This window comes from Kribbella sp. CA-245084, from assembly GCF_050942355.1.
Taxonomy (GTDB): domain Bacteria; phylum Actinomycetota; class Actinomycetes; order Propionibacteriales; family Kribbellaceae; genus Kribbella.
The window spans coordinates 4,995,160-5,015,998 of sequence record NZ_CP192053.1 but is presented as its reverse complement, the minus strand read 5'-3'; the positions used below and the strand labels follow the sequence as shown (position 1 = coordinate 5,015,998).

The 20,839-nt window shown below is 68.7% G+C and carries 20 protein-coding genes; 11 read left to right on the top strand and 9 right to left on the bottom strand.

Annotation, left to right across the window (positions count from 1 at the left end):
- Positions 1-147 precede the first annotated feature (147 nt).
- A complete protein-coding gene (locus ACQPYH_RS24080; protein WP_432875417.1) occupies positions 148-1,200 on the top strand; it encodes a Gfo/Idh/MocA family protein in 1,053 nt (350 codons plus the stop codon).
- Here the strand turns inward: ACQPYH_RS24080 and ACQPYH_RS24075 are convergent, their stop codons facing one another.
- Positions 1,201-2,058: a helix-turn-helix transcriptional regulator gene (locus ACQPYH_RS24075; RefSeq protein ID WP_432875414.1), complete on the bottom strand. Its 858-nt coding sequence runs from the start codon at positions 2,056-2,058 to the stop codon at positions 1,201-1,203.
- 140 nt (positions 2,059-2,198) lie between these two features.
- Between ACQPYH_RS24075 and ACQPYH_RS24070 the strand changes: the two genes are divergently transcribed.
- The gene (locus tag ACQPYH_RS24070) at positions 2,199-3,218 is read left to right on the top strand and encodes a zinc-dependent alcohol dehydrogenase family protein (RefSeq protein ID WP_432875411.1); all 1,020 of its coding nucleotides are present in this window, start codon (positions 2,199-2,201) and stop codon (positions 3,216-3,218) included.
- Positions 3,219-3,224: 6 nt separating this feature from the next.
- Positions 3,225-4,418, top strand: coding sequence for a multidrug effflux MFS transporter (locus ACQPYH_RS24065; RefSeq protein WP_432875410.1), 1,194 nt, complete (start codon positions 3,225-3,227; stop codon positions 4,416-4,418).
- On the opposite strand, the gene ACQPYH_RS24060 is transcribed toward ACQPYH_RS24065, so the two are convergent.
- Genes ACQPYH_RS24060 through ACQPYH_RS24050 form a run of 3 tightly spaced genes read right to left on the bottom strand, consistent with a single transcriptional unit; the run spans position 4,415 to position 7,195 of the window.
- Complete coding sequence (locus ACQPYH_RS24060; RefSeq protein WP_432875407.1) at positions 4,415-5,440, bottom strand: lysylphosphatidylglycerol synthase transmembrane domain-containing protein; 1,026 nt, start codon at positions 5,438-5,440, stop codon at positions 4,415-4,417. The two genes, ACQPYH_RS24065 and ACQPYH_RS24060, sit on opposite strands and share 4 nt — an antisense overlap.
- A 21-nt stretch (positions 5,441-5,461) precedes the next feature.
- A complete protein-coding gene (ppk2, locus tag ACQPYH_RS24055; RefSeq protein ID WP_432875404.1) occupies positions 5,462-6,265 on the bottom strand; it encodes a polyphosphate kinase 2 in 804 nt (267 codons plus the stop codon).
- Between the two features lie 21 nt (positions 6,266-6,286).
- Positions 6,287-7,195: an NADP-dependent oxidoreductase gene (locus tag ACQPYH_RS24050; RefSeq protein WP_432875401.1), complete on the bottom strand. Its 909-nt coding sequence runs from the start codon at positions 7,193-7,195 to the stop codon at positions 6,287-6,289.
- An 89-nt stretch (positions 7,196-7,284) separates the two neighbouring features.
- On the opposite strand from ACQPYH_RS24050, the gene ACQPYH_RS24045 reads away from it, so the two are divergent.
- Positions 7,285-7,884, top strand: coding sequence for an HD domain-containing protein (locus ACQPYH_RS24045; RefSeq protein ID WP_432875398.1), 600 nt, complete (start codon positions 7,285-7,287; stop codon positions 7,882-7,884).
- Positions 7,885-7,890: 6 nt separating this feature from the next.
- Here ACQPYH_RS24045 and ACQPYH_RS24040 read toward each other — a convergent pair whose 3' ends face one another.
- On the bottom strand, positions 7,891-8,490 hold the full coding sequence (locus ACQPYH_RS24040) for a rhomboid family intramembrane serine protease (RefSeq protein ID WP_432875396.1): 600 nt from the start codon (positions 8,488-8,490) through the stop codon (positions 7,891-7,893).
- Positions 8,491-8,668: 178 nt separating this feature from the next.
- On the opposite strand from ACQPYH_RS24040, the gene ACQPYH_RS24035 reads away from it, so the two are divergent.
- Both ACQPYH_RS24035 and ACQPYH_RS24030 read left to right on the top strand, forming a co-directional pair.
- The gene (locus ACQPYH_RS24035) at positions 8,669-9,964 is read left to right on the top strand and encodes a protein kinase domain-containing protein (RefSeq protein WP_432875393.1); all 1,296 of its coding nucleotides are present in this window, start codon (positions 8,669-8,671) and stop codon (positions 9,962-9,964) included.
- Between the two features lie 20 nt (positions 9,965-9,984).
- The gene (locus ACQPYH_RS24030) at positions 9,985-10,434 is read left to right on the top strand and encodes a DUF3291 domain-containing protein (protein ID WP_432875391.1); all 450 of its coding nucleotides are present in this window, start codon (positions 9,985-9,987) and stop codon (positions 10,432-10,434) included.
- Here ACQPYH_RS24030 and ACQPYH_RS24025 read toward each other — a convergent pair.
- The 4 genes from ACQPYH_RS24025 to ACQPYH_RS24010 all read right to left on the bottom strand — a co-directional run bounded on the left by ACQPYH_RS24025 (position 10,431) and on the right by ACQPYH_RS24010 (position 14,414).
- The gene (locus ACQPYH_RS24025; RefSeq protein ID WP_432875389.1) at positions 10,431-11,411 is read right to left on the bottom strand and encodes a quinone oxidoreductase family protein; all 981 of its coding nucleotides are present in this window, start codon (positions 11,409-11,411) and stop codon (positions 10,431-10,433) included. The two genes, ACQPYH_RS24030 and ACQPYH_RS24025, sit on opposite strands and share 4 nt — an antisense overlap.
- A 63-nt stretch (positions 11,412-11,474) precedes the next feature.
- On the bottom strand, positions 11,475-12,554 hold the full coding sequence (locus ACQPYH_RS24020; RefSeq protein WP_432875387.1) for a Gfo/Idh/MocA family protein: 1,080 nt from the start codon (positions 12,552-12,554) through the stop codon (positions 11,475-11,477).
- Complete coding sequence (locus tag ACQPYH_RS24015; protein WP_432875384.1) at positions 12,554-13,456, bottom strand: sugar phosphate isomerase/epimerase family protein; 903 nt, start codon at positions 13,454-13,456, stop codon at positions 12,554-12,556. Before ACQPYH_RS24015 ends, ACQPYH_RS24020 begins: the two co-directional genes overlap by 1 nt.
- Positions 13,457-13,517: 61 nt before the next feature.
- Entirely contained in the window at positions 13,518-14,414 is an 897-nt protein-coding gene (locus ACQPYH_RS24010; protein ID WP_432875382.1) for an NADP-dependent oxidoreductase, read from the bottom strand.
- 205 nt (positions 14,415-14,619) lie between these two features.
- Between ACQPYH_RS24010 and ACQPYH_RS24005 the strand changes: the two genes are divergently transcribed.
- Genes ACQPYH_RS24005 through ACQPYH_RS23985 form a run of 5 tightly spaced genes read left to right on the top strand, consistent with a single transcriptional unit; the run spans position 14,620 to position 20,833 of the window.
- Positions 14,620-16,173: an ABC transporter substrate-binding protein gene (locus tag ACQPYH_RS24005; protein WP_432875379.1), complete on the top strand. Its 1,554-nt coding sequence runs from the start codon at positions 14,620-14,622 to the stop codon at positions 16,171-16,173.
- A gap of 13 nt (positions 16,174-16,186) precedes the next feature.
- Positions 16,187-17,134, top strand: a complete 948-nt coding sequence (locus tag ACQPYH_RS24000; protein ID WP_432875377.1) for an ABC transporter permease — start codon at positions 16,187-16,189, stop codon at positions 17,132-17,134.
- Between the two features lie 2 nt (positions 17,135-17,136).
- Positions 17,137-18,006 (top strand): ABC transporter permease, encoded by an 870-nt coding sequence (locus ACQPYH_RS23995; RefSeq protein ID WP_432875374.1) that lies wholly within the window; start codon positions 17,137-17,139, stop codon positions 18,004-18,006.
- Complete coding sequence (locus ACQPYH_RS23990) at positions 18,003-20,075, top strand: dipeptide ABC transporter ATP-binding protein (RefSeq protein ID WP_432875372.1); 2,073 nt, start codon at positions 18,003-18,005, stop codon at positions 20,073-20,075. The genes ACQPYH_RS23995 and ACQPYH_RS23990 overlap by 4 nt, the downstream gene beginning before the upstream one ends.
- Positions 20,072-20,833, top strand: a complete 762-nt coding sequence (locus tag ACQPYH_RS23985) for a 2-keto-4-pentenoate hydratase (protein WP_432875370.1) — start codon at positions 20,072-20,074, stop codon at positions 20,831-20,833. Before ACQPYH_RS23990 ends, ACQPYH_RS23985 begins: the two co-directional genes overlap by 4 nt.
- The last annotated feature ends 6 nt before the right edge of the window (positions 20,834-20,839 follow it).

Here is a 20,839-nt window from a genome sequence, read left to right as displayed (position 1 = left end):
CGGCCGCCGGGACCGGGGGAGCCGCCTACCGGGGCGACACTCGACCGGGGTAGCAAGAACATGCGGCTCGCCCAGGGTTGGCAAGCGCTTGCCGGATTGGCATAGGGTGAGTGGAGTTCAGGTGCTGCCGAATATCGAGGAGTACGGGTGACTTCCACGCAAGCAGTCAGGTTCGCCGCCGTTGGGCTCGACCACGCGCACATCTTCGGCCAGATCGCGGGCCTGATCGAGGCCGGCGCGGAGTTTGTCGGGATGGCGACCGACGATCCGGACGCGGCGATCGCGACCCGGGTCCGCGAGCGCTACCCGGACGTTCCGGTGGCCGAGAGCCCGGACGAGCTGCTCGGCCGGGACGGGATCGACCTCGTCGTGACCGCCGCCGTACCGGATCGCCGGGGACAGATCGCCGTCACGGCGTTGCTGGCCGGCAAGGACGTCGTGACCGACAAGCCCGGCTGCGTGAGTCTGGAGCAGCTGGAGGAGATCGAGAAGGCGGTCGGCCAGAGCGGGCGGTTCTGGTCGGTGACGTTCTCGGAGCGGTTCGAGGTGCCCAGCGTGATCAAGGCGGGTGAGCTGGTCCGCGAGGGCAAGATCGGCACCGTCGTCCAGACCATCGGCATCGGACCGCACCGCATTGGCGACCGCGGCCACCTCGGCGGCGGTGCTGGCCGCCCGGACTGGTTCTACGACAAGAGCCGGTACGGCGGCATCCTGACCGATATCGCTTCGCACCAGATCGACCAGTTCCTCTGGTTCACCGGTGCGCGGACGGCCGAGGTCGTCGCGAGCACGGTCGGCAACTTCGCCAACGCCGACGAGCCCGGCCTGCAGGACTTCGGCGAGATCCTGCTCCGCAGCGAGAACGCCCAGGGCTACATCCGCGTCGACTGGTACACACCCGCCGGCCTGCCCACCTGGGGCGACGGCCGCCTGATGATCCTCGGCACGGACGGCTACATCGAACTCCGCAAGTACGTCGACATCGCCGGCCGCGACGGCGGCGACCACCTCTTCCTGGTCAACCAGGAAGGCACGAACTACATCGATTGCTCGAAGGTCCAGACGACGTACTACGCCGACCTGATCAGCGACGTGCAGAACCGAACCACCACGGCCGCACCACAAGCCCACACCTTCGAGACGATGCGCCTGGCCCTGAAGGCCCAGCAGCAGGCAACCCTCCGAGGCGCAGCGAAGTAGCTAGTCGTCCGCGAGTACCCAGGACGCGAGGAGTTGGAGGCGGTCGGCGGAAGGGGAGCCGGGTTCGGCTGTGTAGACGAGGAGGACGAGGCCGGGCTCGGCGGTTACTGCCAACTCTTCGTAGGCGAGGGTGACTTCGCCGACCACGGGGTGGTTGAAGCGCTTGGTGCCTGAGCCGTGGGTGCGGACGTTGTGGTCGGCCCAGAGGCGGCGGAAGACCTCGCTCTGGGTTGAGAGTTCGCCGACGAGGTCCTGGAGGCCGCGGTCGTGCGGGTCGCGGCCGGCCTCGGCGCGCATGATGCCGACGCACATCTGGGCGAACAGTTCCCAGTCCGGGTAGAAGTCGCGTGACGCGGGGTCGAGGAACTGAAAGCGGGCGAGGTTCGGCGTACGGCCGCCGTCGCCGATCACCGGCGAGTAGAACGCGCGGCCGAGCGTGTTCGTGGCGAGCAGGTTCTGGTGCGGGTCGCGGACGAACGCGACGCCGTCCTTGATCGCGTCGAGCGCCCATTGCAGGCTGAGCCGCGACGCGGCCTTACCCGATGGACGGCGACGCGGGCGACCCGAGGTCGGGATCCCGTCCGCGGCCCGGGCGAGGTCGAAGAGGTGAGCCCGTTCCGTCTCGTCAAGTTGCAGGGCCCGAGCGAGGGCATCGAGTACGCCGGTGGAGGCGCCGGCGATCTGGCCGCGCTCGAGCTTGGCGTAGTACTCGACGCTCAGACCGGCAATCGTTGCCACCTCGCTGCGTCGTAGGCCGGGCACCCGTCGCGCACCCGCGGTCGGCAGGCCCGCCTGCGCCGGGGTGATGCGGGCGCGGCGAGTGGTGAGGAACTCGCGCACCTCCTGACGGTTGTCCACGACTATGACAGTAGTCGCCCCGCAGCCGCCGGCCCGGCAGCGAAGGGTGCCCTGTGAGTACACCCATCGGCAGTGACTTCCTCGCCTGCGGCCGACCCCGTTCACTCGGTTGCAGACATCAGAACGAGGAGGAGCGCGCAATGCGCCAAGTAGTCATGCACAGCCCCGGGAACGTCGTGGTCGAGGACCGCGAGGACCCGGAGATCATCGAGCCGACCGATGCGATCATCCGCGTGGCGGCGACCTGCATCTGCGGCAGCGACCTGTGGCCGTATCGCGGTGCCGAGCCGGTCGACCACCAGGTGATGGGCCACGAGTACGTCGGTGTCGTCGAGGAGGTCGGCTCCGCCGTACGCACGATCAAGGTCGGCGATTTCGTCGTCGGGTCGTTCTGGGCCTCGGACAACACCTGTGAGATCTGCCAGGCCGGATACCAGGCGTACTGCGTCCATCGCGTGCTGATGGGCACGATCGGTACCCAGGCCGAGCGGGCTCGTGTCCCGCTGGCCGACGGCACGCTCGTCGCCACGCCGGGGATGCCCGATCCCGATCTGATCCCGTCGCTGATGGCGGCCTCCGACGTACTCGGAACTGGCTGGTTCGCCGCGGTTGCGGCCGAAGCCGGTCCGGGCAAGACGGTTGCTGTTGTTGGGGATGGCGCTGTCGGGCTGCTCGGGATCCTGGCTGCCCGGGAGCTGGGTGCCGAGCGGATCGTCGCGTTCAGCCGGCACGCCGATCGGCAGGCGCTGGCGAAGGAGTTCGGCGCCACCGACATCGTCGAGGAGCGCGGGGACGACGGCGTGGCGCGGGTCAAGGAGCTCACGGGCGGGCTCGGTGCGCATTCGGTGATCGAGGCCGTCGGCACGCAGGAAGCGATGATGCAGGCGATTCGGTCGACCAGGCCGGGCGGTCACGTCGGCTTCGTTGGCGTGTCCCACGATGTCGCGATTCCCGGTGACGAGCTGTTCATGGCGGGCGTCCACATCCACGGCGGTCCCGCGCCGGTTCGCCAGTACCTGCCCGAGCTGATCCAGCTCATCTGGGACCGCAAGATCGATCCGGGCAGGGTGTTCGACCTCGTCCTGCCCCTGGACCGAGCCGCCGAGGGCTACCAGGCCATGGACCAGCGCACCGCCACCAAGGTCCTCCTCACGGTCTGACCGAAGGTGACTCAAACTCTGGTGAAGGCGCGGTTGAGCGCCGGCCTGATTGCGACCGTGGTGTTCCTGACTGCGATCGCGTCGCTGGCCACCGATATGTACGTCCCGGCGTTCCCGCAGGTCGCCGGCGAGTTGTCGACCACCGCGACCCAAGTGCAGCTGACGCTGACGACGTTCTTCGTCGGGATGGCGCTCGGCCAGCTGATCGGCGGACCGGTCTCGGACCAGCGCGGCCGGCGAATCCCTTTGCTCACAGCGCTGGTGGTGATGACGGCGGCCTCGATCGCGTGTGCACTCGCGCCGACGATCGGGGTGATGACCACAGCCCGGCTTGTGCAGGGGTTCGCCGGGGGATGGGCGATGGTGATCGGGCGGGCGATCATCGTCGACCTGGCGCGCGGCGCTCAGCTCGTCCGGGTGCTGAACGTCATCGCCGGGGTTGGCGGGCTCGCGCCGATCGTCGGTCCGCTCCTCGGCGGGCTCATCCTTCAGCTGTCGCATTGGCGCGTCTCGTTCTGGCTGGTCGCGGCGCTCGGTGTCGCGATGACGGTCGCGGTGCTGATCGCCGTGCCCGAATCGCTCGCGCCCGAGGACCGTCACGCCGGGGGACTCCGCAACTTCCTCGCCGCCGGCCGCACAGTCCTCGGCAACCGCGAGTACGTCGGCTACCTGATCGTCGCCGGCGCCGCCATGGGTGCCCTCTTCGCGTACGTCGCGACCTCGGCGTTCGTCCTGCAGACGATGAACGGGCTCTCGCCGATCGCGTACTCGATCGACTTCGCCGCCAACGCCGGCGGCATGACCATCGCCGCGCTGATCTCCGCCCGCCTCGCCGGCCGCGTCCCCACCCGCAAGATCATCCTGACCGGACAAGTAGCTGCCCTGTCAGCAGGTGTCGCGATGCTGGCCGGTGCCCTCTGGCTCGGCACGCCGTTGCTCCTGGCGATCGTGTGTTTCTTCATCCTGATGACCGCGCAGGGCCTGATGATTCCGAACGGCGGCGCGCTCGCCTCCGCCGCCGTACCCGATCATCCCGGCACCGGGTCGGCCGTCCAGGGCTTCGTCCAGTGGGTCGCGGCCGGAACGATCGCCCCGATCGCGGGCCTCGGCGGCCAGCACAACGCCGTACCGATGGCCGTCCTCATCACCGGAGGCGCCGTCGTCTCCATGATCGGGCTCCTGGTCGTCGCCAAGCGCTAGGTCTGCTTCGCGGGGGTCAGGGCGCCTTGGGCTCGGAGGCTCAGGTAGCAGAGGCCGGCCAGCGGGACCGTGGCCCAGAACTGGAGGAGGCGCCAAGACAGGACGGCGAGGAGGGCTGCCTGGCCGTCGACGCCGAAGCCGATGAGGGACGAGACCGCGATGCCCTCGACGACGCCGATGCCGCCGGGGGTGAGCGGTACGACGGCGGCCAGATTCGCGGCGCAGTACGCGATCAGGACGGCGATCGGGGAGACCCGCTCACCGTAGGCGGCGAGGAAGACCCAGAGGACGGCGGCGTCGAGGAGCCAGTTCAGCGTCGCCCAGCTCAGGAAGGCCTTGCGTACTTCGGGGTCGGCAACGACGTCGCGCAGGCGGCGGGCGACCGTCGCGATCCACGGCCGGACCCGCTGGGGGAGTCGCCGCAGGATCGCTCGCAGCAGTCGTGCGGCGAGGTGTTCGAGGCTGGAGCTCCCGCGGTCGGCGAGGAAGGCTGACACGATGACGACCAGCCCGATCAGGAACCCGACCAGGTACGCGGTGGACGCCTCGCGCAGGAACACCGCCGGGATCGACGTCAGCCACGCGAGCAGCGCCAGGGCGAGCGGGGAACCGATCGCCTCCGCCGTAACGGTCGCCGTCACGTTCGCCGGTTGCGCACCGCCCATGACGAGCAGCCGGAAACGCAGCGCGGTCGCGGTCGCGGCGCCGCCGGGTACGACGTGGCTCACGCCGTACCCGGTGAGGTCGGAGCGCAGGATCCAGGAGAACGGGAGGTGCTCCTTGCCGAGGAGTGCGCGGCTGAAGAGCGAGTAGCACACCAGGCTGCCCGCTTCGAGCGCCACGGCGAGGATCAGCCAGGCGAGGTTGAGCTCCGAGACGCGGTGCAGCGACTCTCGCGCGAGGGCGAGCTTCGGGAGTACGACGTACTCGACGACGGCGAACAGGATGACCAATGAGACGGCGGACCACAACCGGCGGTACCAGGCCGGCCGGGTCCGGATCGCTTTGTCCTTCGACGGCACGACCCCAGTGTGCCGGTGCCGTCAGCGACGCAGTTCAGCGGCGTGGTCCGGGACCTGGGCCTGCATGTCGCGGGGCGGGCGTTCGTACCCCTTCGACGGCGGCCGCGGCGGCAGACCGAGCGGCGGCCGCTGGACCTCGTAGTACTGGATCGTCGAGAGCAGGTGGGCGATCATGTTGATCCGTGCGGACCGCTTGTCCTCGCTCTCCACCACGTGCCAGGGCGCTTCGGGGATGTCGGTGTGGACGAACATCTCGTCCTTGGCGCGGGAGTAGTCCTCCCAGCGGTTGATCGACTCCAGGTCCATCGGCGACAGCTTCCAGCGTCGCATCGGGTCTTCGAGACGGCTGCGGAAACGGTTCTCCTGCTCGCTGTCGCTGACCGAGAACCAGTACTTACGCAGCAGTACGCCGTCCTCGACCAGCAGCCGCTCGAAGATCGGGCATTGATGCAGGAACCGCGCGTACTCCTGGTTCGTGCAGAACCCCATCACCCGCTCGACACCGGCGCGGTTGTACCAACTGCGGTCGAACAGCGCGATCTCGCCGGCCGCCGGCAGGTGTTCGACGTACCGCTGGAAGTACCACTCGGTGCGCTGCCGCTCGGTCGGCGCCGGAAGGGCGACGATCCGTGCGACGCGAGGATTGAGGTACTCGGTGACGCGTTTGATCGTGCTGCCCTTGCCGGCCGCGTCCCGCCCCTCGAAGACGATCACGACCCGGGCGCCCTCGACCCGGACCCACTCCTGCAGCTTGACCAACTCGGCCTGGAGCCGCAGCAACTCCCGCCGATAGATCTTCTTCGGCAACCGCCCGTCTTTCGTCATCTCTGCACGATCCCACTGCCATCACAGGTTGGTCGAGGTGAGGATCGTTCGGCCGCGCTCGGTGAAGGCGGCGGGTGCTTCGGCCAGCGGGCGGACGGTGGTGACGAGCGGGACCAGGCGGCCCTCGCGGAGGCGGGTGGCCAGTTGGGCCAGTTGCCGGCGGTCGGGCTCGACGACGAAGAAGACGGCTCGGCCGCCGGTGGGCTGGACCGTCGGCGGATCGGGGATGGTGATCAGCGTTCCGCCGGGGCGGACCAGGGCGGTGGAGCGGTCGCGGATCTCGCCGCCGATGACGTCGAAGACGACGTCGACCTCGCCGGCTTCTTCGAGGCGCTCGCTGCCCAGGTCGAGGAACTCGTGGACGCCCAGCTCGGCGGCCGCGGCGCGATCGGCGGCCCGGCCGGTGCCGATGATGTGGGCTCCTGTCTCACGAGCGAGCTGCGCGACGACGGATCCGACGGCGCCCGCGACTCCGTGGACGAGGATCGATTGGCCCGGCTGCAGGTGTGCGTGGTCGAACAGCCCCTGCCAAGCGGTCAGCCCGGAGATCGGCAGCGCGGCTGCTGCGATGTGGTCGACGTCTTCGGGCAGTGGGGCGAGATTGCGTGCCTCGACGGCGACGTACTCGGCGAGGGTGCCGTTGCGGGCCCAGTCCGCCAGCCCGAAGACGCGCTGGCCGACCGTAAGCCCGGTCGTGCCATAGCCGAGCTCGGCGACCACGCCGGACAGTTCGTGGCCGGGGACCGTCGGCGTGCGGTCGCGTCCGGCGCGGTCGGTCCACGTCCCCGGCCAGTCCAGCTCGCCGCGGGTGAAACCGGCTGCGTGCACCTGCACGACGACGTCGTTCTCGGCGGCGTGCGGGTACGGCAGCTCGGTCAGTGACAGTCCGCCGACGCCGGCCGCTCGGTCCGTGGCTGTGATGGCACGCATGACGGTCCTCTCCGCTCTGGTCAGTGGCCCACGTTCATCATGTCGGATTGGACCAGCGATGGGGGCCTTTCGCGCCATACCGTCGAAGCATGATCAGTACGAAGGACCTGGTTGTTCCGGCCACGGCTGCCTCGGCGGCGGCGTTGGAGGTTGCCTCGGGCTACCTATCCACCGCCTTGCTGAGCCATTCGCGACGCGTTTACCTGTGGGCCGCTGCGTTCGGTGAGCAAGAAGGCATCCAGTACGACGCTGAGCTGTTGTTCGCGGCCGCGATGTTCCACGACATCGCGCTGGCGCCGGAGTTCGACAGCCATACCGTCTCGTTCGAGGTGGCGGGCGGTCACGTCGCCCGGGTCTTCGCCGCCGGTGCGGGCTGGCCGAGTGAGCGCCGCGAACGCCTCGGCGAGGTCATCGTCCGGCACATGGTTCCCGAGACGGACGTGACCGTCGATCCCGAAGGTCATCTGATCTCGCGGGCGGCCGCGCTGGACATCGTGGGCAAGGACGTCGACGCACTCAGTCCGGCGTTCCGCGCCGAAGTACTGCGGGACTTCCCGAGGCTCGGGCTTTCCCCCGAGTTCCTCGCGTGCTTCCAGGCGCAGGCCGACCGGAAGGTCAACAGCTCCGCCGCGCGAGCGATCCAGTCCGGCCTCGCCGCCCGCATCGCCGCCAACCCGCTCGACGTCTGATCGCGGTCACGCCTTGGGCTCGGGGTTGGGCAGCAAGACGTAGCCGAGGAGCATTCCGAGGAGGCAGGGGAGGCCGTGGTTGTCGCTGATGGCGGTGTCGACCACGGCCAGGACGGGTACGGCGAAGGCGGCGATGCGCAGCTGTAGCGGCGGTGTGACGCCGTACTTGCGGGGAGCCATCAGGATCAGGATGGCCAGGCCGCCGATCAGGCCGGCGACGCACATCGAGTTGCCGGCGCCGACCGGGTTCAGCCACAGGTAGCTCATCAGCTGGCCGAACCAGCCGCAGACGAAGTACAGGATCGCCCAGCGCCACCGGCCGAACACGCGCTCGGCGATGGCGCCGAAGATCGCGAGCAGGATCAGGTTCGAGACCAGGCCGGACGCCCAGCCGTCCTGGAAGAACATGCCGGTGAGCAGGCGGTACCACTGGCCGTTGTCGATGTGCGTGGGGTCGCGGACGACGGCGTCGTACAGCGGGCGGTGTGCCAGTTGCGCGATCCCGCACCCGAGTGTCACGAGGAACACAGCCGCGGTCAGCAGGGGCCGGCGTGGTCCGAAGGCGAGCGCTGCGAGCGGGTTACGAGGGGCGGTTTCAGTGGTCACGGTAGGAACTTAACGTTTCGACTGCGTCGTACCTTGCGTCGTTTGTCATCCTGAAGTCGGTCATTTGTCACGACGAGGCTCTTGGTACACCGGTTACCGTGTCTGGGTCGCGGGTACGGGGGTCAGGGTGTTTGTAGCGAAGCGGTACAGATTGGGTTCCTCTCTCGGCCGAGGCGGCATGGGAGAGGTTTTTCGCGGTACGGACGAGCAGCTCGGGCGCGAGGTCGCCGTGAAGCTGCTGCTGCGGTCCGACCGTGATCCACGCGCGGCCGAACGGTTCCACCGCGAGGCGCGCGCCGCCGCGCGCCTGAACGACGGCCATGTCGTGGCTGTCTACGACTTCGGTCAGCACGACGACGGGTTCTTCCTGGTGATGGAGCTGGTCGAGGGCGGGTCGGTCGCCGACGAGCTCACCGAGCACGGACCGCTGTCGAAGGACCGCGCGATCGAGATCGTCGAACAGAGCGCCGCGGGCCTGGCCGCTGCGCATCGCGAAGACGTCGTCCATCGGGATGTGAAGCCGAGCAACCTGCTGATCTCGACCGACGGGACGATCAAGGTCGCCGACTTCGGCATCGCTCACCTTCCGGGTGAGGGTGCGAGCACGCTGACGGGGACCGGCCAGATCATCGGCAGCGCGCAGTACCTCGCGCCCGAGCGAGCGCAGGGCGGGCAGGCCGGCAAACCGGCCGATGTCTACGCGCTGGGTTGCGTGCTCTACGAACTGGTCACCGGCCGGCCGGTATTCACCGGGGAACATCCGACCGCGATCCTCTACCAGCACGTCGACGCCGAGCCGGTCCCGCCGAGCCTCGAGCGGCCGGAGCTCGCCGGCGCGTTCGAGCAGGTCCTGCTCCAGATGCTCGCGAAGGACCCGGCCGACCGTCCGACCGCAGCCGAGATCGAGGCCGGCGCCCTGAGCGCCACCACGCCGGTCGCCGCCACGGCCCCCATCCCTGTTACCGCCGTCCCGGTCACCGCGCCCGTGGTCATCCGCCCGCCGACGACCCAGGCGCAGCGCGATCGACGGATGACGTTGATAGCCGGCGCGATCGCCCTCCTGGCGACGGCCGGCGCCGTACTGGCCGTGGTCCTGCTCAACGACAACGGGACGAAACCCCCGGCGACCGACCTCGGTCCACAACCAGGCGCGACCAGCAGTACGCCGACGTCGCAGCCGACCACGCCGTCATCCACGACTGCCCCGACCCAGTCCGAACCGACGCAGCCGAGCCAGTCGACCCCGTCCCAAACCCCCTCGCAATCACCGACCCCCACGCCGAGCGCGACGCCGTCCACCACACCCTCGACCAGCCCGACGCCGTCCAACACGCCGTCGAGCAGCCCGACTCCGAGCACCCGCAGTACGCCGTCGACCTCGCCATCACCCACGCCGTCCAACACGCCTTCAAGCACACCGCCGACAAACACTCCTACGCCGACCGCGCAAGGCAACCTGCTCGCACCGAACTAGCGCCGGGTGAGGATGTGCGGGTGTCGGACTTCAACCTTGCGCAGGTGAATGTGGCGAGGATGCGAGCGGAGGCCGGTTCGCCGCTTGTCGGAGAGTTCATCGCCGCCTTGGAGCCGGTCAACCGCCTGGCCGATCAGAGCCCGGGCTTCGTCTGGCGGCTCCCGGCGGCTGAGGGGCATGTGCTGACGCATGGCCCGGGCGGCAGCGCGCAAGATGTTGTGAACCTGTCGGTGTGGTCGACGTACGAGGATCTGCACGCATTCATCTATCGCAGCGCCCACGGCCGGTTCGTGCGGAACCGTGCCCGCTGGTTCGAGCGGGTCCGCCAGCCGTCAACCGCCCTCTGGTGGCTGCCTGCGGGCGAACAACCGACGGTGGACGAAGCTCTCGCCCGGCTCGAGTACTTACGCCGCTGGGGACCGACGCCGAGAGCCTTCACGCTGCGCCACCGCTTTGCCCCTGACGATTAGAGCCGTACGACGTACTTGCCCGCGCCTCGCCCCTCGGCCAGGGCCTGCTGTGCATCCGCTGCAGCCGCGAGGCCGTCGATCGGGGTGAACTCGAGGGTGAGCTCTCCTTCGGCGACGAGCTCGAGTACTTCGCGCAACGCGGCACCGATGATCTCGGGAGCGCGGACGGACATGGCGCTCATGCTGAAGCCGCCGATCGAGGCGTTCCCCGCGAACAACCGCCCGGGCGGCAGGTTGCCCATCGGCGCGCCGCCCGCGTTCCCGAACAACACGACCCGACCACCCGCGGCGAGCATGTCCAGGTCGGCGTCGACCTGCTCCGTTCCCTGGGAATCGAGGATCACGTCGACGCCCCGGCCGCCCGTCAGGTCGCGGATGCGTTCGGCCAGATCAGCTCCGCGGGTGAGCACGATGTCGTACCCACTCTTCTCCGCGGCCGCCACGCGGGTCGGGCTGCCGACGATTCCGATCAGCGTCTTCGCGCCGCCGCGTCGCGCCAAGGCTGCGACCGCCTGTCCGACACCGCCCGCGGCGGACTGCATCAGGAGGGTCTCGCCAGCCCGCAGACGTCCGGATTGCTGGACCAGTAGCGCCGCGGTGGTGAAGGTGCCCGGGGCAACAGCTGCCTGCTCGAGCGACACACCATCGGGAACCGGCACCACCAGCTCGGCACGGACCCGCACCACGTCGGCCAGCCCACCCACCCGGGTGAACGCGGCAACCGGCGTACCCACCGCAGGTCCCACGACCCCGGCACCGAGCTCCCTCACCGTCCCGGCTGCCTCCAGCCCGGGCACGAACGGCCAACTGGAGGCGTACGCCGGATCCCCCCGACGAGCCATCACGTCGATGAAGTTGATCCCGGCGGCCTTCACATCGATAGTCACCTCACCCGGCCCGGGCGTCGGTACGTCGACCTCGGCGACGCGAGTGGCCCTGGTGTCTGGGGCGGGCTGCTCGAAGGTCAGGGCACGCATGCTGAGGATCCTCTCGGTGTTCGCCTACTGTCGAACACTGATCCTACGCTCCGACCAGGCCTCTTACGCAGGGGCAGGTCGGGAGCAGGTGCTTTGCAGGGTGATGGGGAGGTGCTGATCGGACGAGTCGTCGATCGCGCAGAGGGCTTCGAGGACATGGAAGGCGAAGGTGGAGTTGGCTCGGTGGGGGCCGCCCTCCAGCGCCTGGGCCAGATCGTTGACGCCCAGGCCGCGGCGGTGTTGCTCCGGGGTGCCGACGGCGCCGAAGAGCGCGGTCGCCGGTGGTAGGACGATCCACTCGTCGTCGCTGTGGCGTTTCACCCGGACGTCGCCGTCGAAGTGGTTCGGGTTGGCGAGCGAGAGGGTGCCCTCGGTGCCGTAGATCTCGATGTGGGGGAGGTGGCTGTCCCAGACGTCGAAGCTCAACTGCGCCGTCGCGATCGCACCCGATGCGAAGCTGAAGATCGCCGCAGCATGCGTCGGTACGTCGACGTCGATCGTGTCGACCACGCGGTTCGGAGACGTCACCGTGCGTACCGACGCTCCGATCCGGCTCGACGCGCTCACCGTGGAGATCGGACCGAGCAGGTTCACCAGGATCGCGAGCGAATACGGCCCCATGTCGAGGACCGGCCCGCCGCCGGCCTGGAACAGGAAACGGGGATCCGGGTGCCAGCGCTCGGCCTTGCTGTGGCCGATGAAGAACGACGCGCCGATCGGTTCACCGATCAGCCCGTCGTCGAGCGCCTTACGAGCGGTCTGGCTCGCGCTGCCGAGGAAGGTGTCCGGCGCCGATCCCAACAGCTTGCCTGAGGCAACAGCCACCTCGAGTACGCCGCGCGCGTCGGCAACCGTTGTCGCCAGTGGCTTCTCGACGTACACGTGCTGGCCAGCCTGCAGCGCCGCCTTGATGGTGGCCGCGTGATGCACCGGCGGAGTGAGGTTGACGACGATGTCCAGCGAGTCGTCGGCGTACAGCTCCTGATCGTCGCCCCAGGCAACGATCCCGAACTCGGCCGCCGCCTCCTTCGCCCGCGTGGTGTCGATGTCGCCGACGCGCGCGATCTGCAAGGAAGGAAACGTGTTCAGGCCGGTGACGTAGCGGCTGAAGATGTTGCCGGTGCCAAGGATTCCGAGGCGCACTATCGGCCACCCCCGAAGGTCGCCTTCATCCAGGTGGCCGAAGCGACGGCGCTCTCGTACGGGTCGGTGAGGTCGGGCTTGTCGACCTCGACCATCAGCCACCCGGTGAAGTCGTTGCCGAGGGCATCGAGGATCTCGACCAGCGGCAGCTCGCCGCGACCGGGCTCGGCCCACAACCCGGCGCGGACGATCGTGCGGTAGTCCCAGTCCTCCGACCGGCCCTGTGCCGCAACCGAAAGCCGGCAGTCCTTGACGTGGACGAACGGCACCCGGTCGGCATAGTCGCTGATCAGCGCGCGTACGTCGACACCTGCCCACGCGAGGTGACCCGTATCCGGAAGCAGCCCGAGCTTCTCCGGCGCGATCGCCTCGAGCACGGCCCGGCCTTCGGCGTCCGTCTCGACCCAGGTGCCGATGTGCGGGTGCAGCGCGGGCCGCACTCCTTCGGCCGTCATGACGTCGGCGATCTTGCCGATCAGCTCCGTCACGGACTCGAGCCGCGAGGCGTCCGCGTCGTACCCCTGGGCCGGATGCAGGACCCGGACGGCCTCCTTCTTCATCCCCATCCCGAGGCCTACGTCGGCAATGCCGAGCTCCGCGTGCTGCAGCGCGACCTCGCGAGCGTTCGCGAGTACGTCGGCCTCGGTCCCGTCCCGCCCGTCGGAGCGGCAGACGAAGTACCCGGGCGCCAAGGTCAGCTCAGCGTCCTGCACGAGTTCGCGGTACTGCGACACGCTCAGATCGGCAGGTACTGCGGCCATAACGCCGTCGAACCCGGACTTCTTGACCAAAGCGAGCTGCTCAGCAAACTCCGGCGCCAGGGACGGGTCTAGCCAGCCGTCCTCGCTCGCCATCCACTGGATCGGGTTGAGCGCGAGACGCGAGCCGGGCAATGAAGTCATGGTCGTCCTTCCGTCGGGGTGAGGCCGTCGCCGCACGGTATGCGCGAACCGGGCATCCAGATCAGTGTCCTGGTCCGGTAGGCAAACCGATCACGACTTTCCCGGAGACATGTCCAGCCTCCACAACGGCCAGCGCAGCACCAGCCTCGGCGAACGGGAACACCTGCCGCACACACGCATCGAGCTTCCCCGCGGCCACGAGCCCCGCCAGTCGCGGCAACGTCTCCGGATCGCCCCGCCGAGAGACCGACCGAGCCCCGCCCGGCAGCTTGTCGGCAACGGTGAGCACCCGAGTGCGCTCAGTCAGAACCACCGAGTCCACAGCACCGACCAGATCCAGTACGGCGTCAACCGGCGGCAGCTCCAGAGCACCGTCGTCGTAGGCAACGAACCTCGCACCCAGCGACTCGACGAACGCGCGCTTCGGCGTACTGGCAGTACCTATAACCGCGACCCCATCCAGGGCGGCCAGCTGAGTTGCCATCGTGCCGACGCCGCCCCCGACGCCGAGGATCAGCAACGTCTCGCCGCGCGTCACGCCGAGGTTGAGCAGACTGTCGTACGCGGTCCCGGCCGAGATCGGCAGAACTGCCGCGTCGGTGAACGTCAACCCGTCCGGCATCCGCGCGGCGCGCACGGCCTCCACCAGCGCGAACTCGGCGTACCCACCGCATCCTCCAACCGTTGGCCCGACCACCGGGTCACCGACGGCGTGGCCGGCTACTCCCGGGCCGACGGCCACGACGACACCGGCGACCTCGCGCCCGAGCACGGCGGGCAGTTCGAGCGGCAGGAACGTGCGGTGCTTGCCTTCCCGCACCTTCCAGTCCACCGGATTCACCCCCGCGGCGCGTACGCCGACGAGCACCTGCCCGTGACCGGGGTCGGGTCTCGGGAGTTGGAGATAACGCTGGTTGGACGGGCCGCCGTAGGCGGTGAATACGTACGCGAGAGGCATGGCACCGGACGCTAGCCTCGGCGTGCGAACGCCTGTCGGGCTGCGTTCCGGTCAGCGGACCGAGACCGGCACAGGCCCGATCCGGCGGCCCTATGGTGTGGCGATCACTGCGAGGACCGGAACTGATCCGGTCGCCGCCCCGGCGTTCCTCACTGCGCTTCGCACTCCGTTCCGGCAGGTGTCAGGACTAGCTCGAGGAGTTTCGATGTCACTCAAGAAGACAGCGGTAGCGGCGGTCGCCGCTGCGGTGATGTTGGCCGGCACCGCCTGTAGCGCCGCCACCCAGAACGCCGGTCAGGCGGCCGCGACTGCAGCGGGACCGGCGCGCAACGGCGGCAAGCTGGTCGTCGCCCAGGCGTACGACCCCGACCCGGCATCGTTCCTGAAGACCGCGATCGGCAACATCGTGACGGAGTACGCCGTCCTCGAGACGCTGACCCTGATCGACGCACAGACCGGTGAACCCAAGGGTGTACTGGCAAAGTCCTGGACGCTCGCGCCGGACGGCAAGAGCATGACGATCCAGTTGCGCGACGACGTCACGTTCCACAGCGGCCGCAAGCTGAGCGCCGCGGACGTCGCCTTCACGATCGACAAGGCCAAGGATCCCGCCGTCGGCGCGGCGAACCAGAAGATCGCCGCGCAGATCTCCGCCGTACAGGTGAAGAGCGACACTGAGCTCGCGCTGACCTTCGCCAATCCGCTGCCGGCGATCTTCGACCTGTTCGAGACCATGCCGATCCTGAACAAGGACTCGTACGCCGATTACGCCGCCGGCAAGAAGGTCGACGGCACCGGCCCGTTCGAGTGGACGTCGTTCACCCCGGGCGGCAAGGTCGAGCTGACGAAGTACGCGAAGTACCGGGATGCGGCGAACACGCATCTCGACTCCATCGAGGTCAACATCGTCAAGGACCCGACGGCGCTGGTCTCCGCGATCAAGAGCGGCCGGGCGCAGTACGCGGTCGGCGTTGCTCCGGTGGACGCGCGGAGTCTGGGTACGCAGCAAGGGTTCGCGCTGCTCAGCTCGGGCGGTGCAGCCTTCCACCTCGGGCTGGACGTGCGGAAGCCGCCGTTCGACAACAAGTCCGTGCGGCAGGCGGTCCAGTACGCGATCGACCGGCAGCGCATCGTGCAGCAGGCCGAGGGCGGCAAGGCGACGGCGGCCAGTCTGCCGTGGCGGCCGACGACGGCCGGTTATGACAGCGCACGGGCCAACCACTACACCTACGATCCGGCCAAGGCGAAGCAGATGCTGGCCGCGGCCGGGGTCAAGCCCGGTACGACGTTCGACGTGGCGACAGCCGACGGCCCGGAGTCGCTGGCCATCTTCCAGATCGTGAAGAACAACCTCGCGGCGGTCGGCCTGGAGGCGAAGCCGGTGACGATGAACGTGCCGGACTACCAGCAGAAGCTTGCCACCCGCACCTTCCCGACGGCCGCGGTCCTCATGCAGGCCAGCAACGGCGCCTCGCCGGCGACCGCGATGGTCAGCAGGCCGGAACTGTCGGCCGAGCAGAACATCACGTTCTTCAAGACCCCGCAGTACTCCACGATCGCGCAGGCAGTGGCGAACGCCAGCAGCAAGGCCGACAAGGAGAAGGCGTTGAAGGACTTCGACGACTACTTCCTCGACCAGGCGTTCGCGGTCGCACTGATCACCCGCCCGACCCTCACGGTGCGGGCCAGCTCGCTGAACAACATCGTCGCCACCCAGATGGGCTTCCTGAACCTCGGCCAGTCCTGGCTGAGCGACTGAAGGGCGCAACCCGATGACCAGGTTCCTGCTTCGCAAGACACCGTCGGTCCTGTTCGTGCTGTTCGCCAGCTCGATCGTCGCGTTCTCGTTGCCGCGGCTGGCACCGGGTGACGTCGCGGTCGTGCTGGCCGGGGACAACCCCGACGCCCAGACGATCGCCTCGATCCGCGAGCAGCTGGGGTTGAACAAGTCTCCGCTGCTGCAGTACTTCGACTGGATCGGGGGACTCTTCCGCGGCAACCTGGGCGAGTCGTTCCTGCTGCACCGCAGCGTGGCGAGCCTGATCGGGGACCGGATCGGCAGCACGGTCGAGCTGGCCGTGCTGGCGACGCTGTTCGTGATCGTGATCGGCGCCGGGCTCGGGATCCTGGCCGGGTCGGCCCGGATCGGCTGGGTCCGGGCGCTGCTGGACTTCACCGACAGCCTGTTCGTCGCGGTGCCGTCGTTCGTGGTCGGGCTCGGACTCATCCTCGTGTTCGGCGTGTTCAATCACTGGCTGCCGGTCAGCGGTGAGGTCGGAGTGCTGTCCAACCCGGCTGTCGGCATCCAGTACCTCGTGCTGCCGGCGCTCGCCCTGGCGCTGGGGCCGGCGGCGGTGGTCGCGCGCTTCATCCAGACCGAGATGGCGACGATGCGGAAGGCAGAGTTCGTCGATCTGGCCGTCAGCAAGGGCGCGTCCCGGCGACGGATCACCTTCCGGCACGTGTTCCGCAACAGCCTCGGCACCGCGGTCGTCGCCGTCGGCCTGCAGGTCGGGCACCTCCTCGCCGGAGCGGTCGTGATCGAGGCGATCTTCGCCCGCAACGGGCTCGGCCAGCTGGCCGTGACGAGCGTGCAGTCGCGGGACTTCACGGTGTTGCAGGTGCTGATTCTCGGCGCGGTCTTCGTGGCGGTCATCTGCCAGCTCGGCACGGAGATCATCCTCGCCGCGCTCGATCCGCGGATCCGATTGGGAGACTGACGATGACGAATCTCGAGGTGACCGGCGCGGGCCTGGCCACGACGCGCCGGCTCAGTCCGACCGTCACGCGTTACCTGTCCGCGTTCCGCACTCCGCGGGGCATCATCGGCCTGACGGTGCTCGGCATTCTGGTGCTGGCCGCGCTGCTAGCTCCGGTCCTGTTTCCCGGTGGCTACGACCAGCAGACGAGTGCATCGCTGACCGGGGTTTCGGCGGCCCATCCGTTCGGGCTCGACGAGTTCGGGCGGGACATCCTGACCCGCAGCGTCTACGGGTTGCGGATCGACCTCAGCCTGATCTTCGCCGCCGTACCGCTGAGCATGGTGATCGGGATGATGCTCGGACTGGCCGGGGTGATCTCGGAACGGCTCGGCGCCGCGATCCAGCGGCTGCTGGACGTGATCGTCGGGTTCCCGGGCCTGCTGCTCGGCATCTGCCTGGTGGCGGTGATCGGTCCGGGCTGGTTGGCCCTGTTCCTCACCATTCTGATCTCCGGTATGCCGGCCGCGGGGCGGCTCGCTCGGGCGGCGTGGCTGTCGCAGCAGTCTCGTGAGTATGTGCTGGCTGCGCGGGTTCTCGGCGTACCGAAGTGGCAGGTGCTGACGCGGCACATCGTGCCGAACGCGATGGACTCGGCGGTGGTGAACGCGTCGATCTGGATGGTGATCGGCGTGTACATCGAGGCGGGGTTGAGCATCGTCGGGCTCGGTGTCCAGCCGCCGACGCCGAGCCTCGGCGTACTGCTGAACAACGGACTGCGGTTCGTGACCGAGGCGCCGGCGTACCTGATCGGTCCGGGATTGATCCTTCTTCTGCTCGCGGTCGCGTTCAGCCTGATCGCGGACGCTCTCAACGAGGCGGTGAACCGGTGAACAATCCGACAGCCGTACGGACGGCCGCCAGAGTCGAGCCCGGACGGGCGTTGCTGCGGGTCCGGAACCTGCGGACCGAGTTCCGGATCGGCTCGGACCACATCCGGGCCGTCAACGACGTCAGCTTCGACATCGAGCCGGGCGATGTGCTCGGCATCGTCGGCGAGTCCGGCTCCGGCAAGTCCGTGACTGCTCGCTCGATCATGCGGATGGTCCGTTCTCCTGGTGAGATCGTCGGCGGGTCGGTCGAGTTCGACGGCGAGGACCTGCTGACTCTGCCGGAGCGCGAGATGCGGCGCCGGCGGGGAAGCGGCGTCGCGATGGTGTTCCAGGATCCGCAGGCTGCGCTGAACCCGGTGATGACGATCGGCGATCAGATCATCGAGGCGCTCATGCTGCACGGCACGAGCAAGCGTGCCGCGCGTCCGCGGGCGGTCGAGCTGCTGGACCAGGTCGGGATTCCGGACCCGGCGGTGAAGATCGACCAGTATCCGCATCAGTTCTCCGGCGGCATGCGGCAGCGCGTGGTGATCGCGATCGCGCTGGCGAACGATCCGGTGCTGCTGATCGCGGACGAGCCGACGACCGCGCTCGACGTGACGATCCAGGCGCAGATCCTGCGGTTGCTGCTCAAGCTGCGGGACGACCTCGGGCTGGCGATCGCGATCATCACCCACGACATGGGCGTGGTCGCGGAGATGTGTTCGAAGGTCGCGGTGATGTACGGCGGCCGCATCGTCGAGCAAGGCACGGTCGAGCAGGTCCTTCGTACTCCGCGGCATCCGTACACGGCAGCCTTGCTGGCGGCGATGCCGCGCCTCGACGATGAGCGCCTCGGGCAACCATTGCCGGCGATCCCCGGTTCGCCGCCGGATCCGTCGGCGCTCCCGCCGGGTTGTGCGTTCGCGCCGCGGTGCCGGTTCGTGGAGGAAGGCTGTCATCACGACGTACCGGCGTTGCTGCAGATCGGTGACGAGGGCCAACTGTCCGCGTGCATCGTGGCTCACCGCGGCGTCGCGACCGACGGGGCTTCCACGGCCGAGGCGGTCGTCGTCGGGGAGAGCGCTCCGGTCGGATCCTCGCCGGTGTTGGAGGTTCGCGACGTACGGGTCGATGTCGGGTCGCGACGGCGGGGGTTGTTCCACCGCGACGCTCCTGTGTACGCCGTTGACTCGGTCAGCCTGGCTGTTCATTCGGGCGAGACGGTCGGATTGGTGGGGGAGAGCGGTTGCGGTAAGTCGACGCTCTCTCGCAGCATCGTCGGCATCACGCCGGTGGCCGGCGGATCGGTCGAGGTCGACGGACAGGACGTTACGTCGATGGGTGATGAGCAGTTGGGGCGGATCCGTTCGTCCGTGCAGTACGTGTTCCAGGACCCGTACGCTTCGCTGAACCCTCGTCGTACGGTCCGCCAATCACTCGCGGAAGCGCTCTCGCTTCGCGGGGTCCGTGGTGCGGAGTTGGAGGCCGAGTCACTCGCGCTGATGGATCGGGTCGGACTACGCCGTGAGTACCTCGATCGGTACCCGCACGCGTTCTCTGGTGGCCAGCGGCAACGAATCGGTATCGCCCGGGCGCTCGCTCGCCGGCCGAAGGTACTGATCCTGGACGAGCCGGTGTCTGCCTTGGACATGTCGATCCAGGCGCAGATCATCAACCTGCTCCAGGAGCTCCAACGCGAGCTCGGCCTCGGGTACTTGTTCATCGCGCACGACCTGTCCGTCGTACGTCACCTCAGCGATCGGGTCGCGGTCATGTACCTCGGCCGGATCGTCGAGACCGGCACGGCCGCCGAGGTGTACGGCGACCCGCAGCATCCGTACACCGTCGCGCTGCTGTCCTCCTCGCCGACTCCGAGCGTCGAAGAGCGCACACGCGAGCAGATCGTCCTGCAAGGCGACCTGCCCAGCCCTGCCAACCCGCCGTCCGGTTGCCGGTTCCGCACGCGCTGCCCGATCGGTCCGCTCACGCATCCAGACCGAGACATCTGCGTGAAACAGGACCCGGAGCTGCTACCGCGCCGGAACACACAAGCAGCCGCCTGCCATTTCCCAGGAGAGCTTGTATGACGATCGACGCCGCGGTGGACCGACTCCGTGAGGCGACCCGAACGATGACGCCCTGCCCACCGGTTCGCGACCTGATCGGCCGCGACGATATCAGTACGGCGTACGCCGTCCAACGGGTGATCGTCGCGGACCGATTGGCCGCCGGCGCTCGGGTGGTCGGCCGGAAGATCGGGCTGACCTCACCCGCGGTGCAGCAGCAGCTCGGTGTCGACCGGCCCGACTTCGGCGTGTTGTTCGCCGACATGGAGATCGCGAACGGCGGCGTCGTACCGGCTGGGCGACTGCTGCAGCCGAAGGTCGAGGCGGAGGTGGCGTTCATCCTCGGCCGCGACCTGGACGACGACGCTGATGTCCGCGACGCGGTTGCCTTCGTCTTGCCGGCCTTGGAGATTGTCGACAGTAGGATTGCCGACTGGGATATCAGCTTCGGTGACACCGTCGCGGACAACGCGTCGAGCGGTCTCTTCGTGCTCGGCGACGCGCGTACGACGCTCGCCGACGTCGTGCCGGCCGACGTCCGGATGACGATGCGCCTGGACGGCGAGACCGTGTCGGAAGGATCCGGCAGGGCCTGCCTCGGCGATCCGCTCAATGCACTCGCCTGGCTTGCGCGGACCGCCCGAGCGTTGGGCGATCCGCTGCGCCAAGGCCAGCTCATCCTGTCCGGCGCGCTTGGGCCGATGGTGGCCGTGACGTCGGGCGCCAAGGTCGACGCGGAGATCTCCGGACTCGGCCGCGTCGCGGTCGCCTTCAGCTGAAAGGAA

Excerpts from the sequence above, each read along its gene's own strand:
- ACQPYH_RS24070 (WP_432875411.1), top strand. The coding sequence starts at position 2,199 with ATGCGCCAAGTAGTCATGCACAGCCCCGGGAACGTCGTGGTCGAGGAC.
- ppk2 (WP_432875404.1), bottom strand. The coding sequence starts at position 6,265 with ATGACGAAAGACGGGCGGTTGCCGAAGAAGATCTATCGGCGGGAGTTG.
- ACQPYH_RS24050 (WP_432875401.1), bottom strand. The coding sequence starts at position 7,195 with ATGCGTGCCATCACAGCCACGGACCGAGCGGCCGGCGTCGGCGGACTG.
- ACQPYH_RS24045 (WP_432875398.1), top strand. The coding sequence starts at position 7,285 with ATGATCAGTACGAAGGACCTGGTTGTTCCGGCCACGGCTGCCTCGGCG.
- ACQPYH_RS24035 (WP_432875393.1), top strand. The coding sequence starts at position 8,669 with ATGGGAGAGGTTTTTCGCGGTACGGACGAGCAGCTCGGGCGCGAGGTC.
- ACQPYH_RS24025 (WP_432875389.1), bottom strand. The coding sequence starts at position 11,411 with ATGCGTGCCCTGACCTTCGAGCAGCCCGCCCCAGACACCAGGGCCACT.
- ACQPYH_RS24015 (WP_432875384.1), bottom strand. The coding sequence starts at position 13,456 with ATGACTTCATTGCCCGGCTCGCGTCTCGCGCTCAACCCGATCCAGTGG.
- ACQPYH_RS24010 (WP_432875382.1), bottom strand. The coding sequence starts at position 14,414 with ATGCCTCTCGCGTACGTATTCACCGCCTACGGCGGCCCGTCCAACCAG.
- ACQPYH_RS24005 (WP_432875379.1), top strand. The coding sequence starts at position 14,620 with ATGTCACTCAAGAAGACAGCGGTAGCGGCGGTCGCCGCTGCGGTGATG.
- ACQPYH_RS24000 (WP_432875377.1), top strand. The coding sequence starts at position 16,187 with ATGACCAGGTTCCTGCTTCGCAAGACACCGTCGGTCCTGTTCGTGCTG.
- ACQPYH_RS23995 (WP_432875374.1), top strand. The coding sequence starts at position 17,137 with ATGACGAATCTCGAGGTGACCGGCGCGGGCCTGGCCACGACGCGCCGG.
- ACQPYH_RS23985 (WP_432875370.1), top strand. The coding sequence starts at position 20,072 with ATGACGATCGACGCCGCGGTGGACCGACTCCGTGAGGCGACCCGAACG.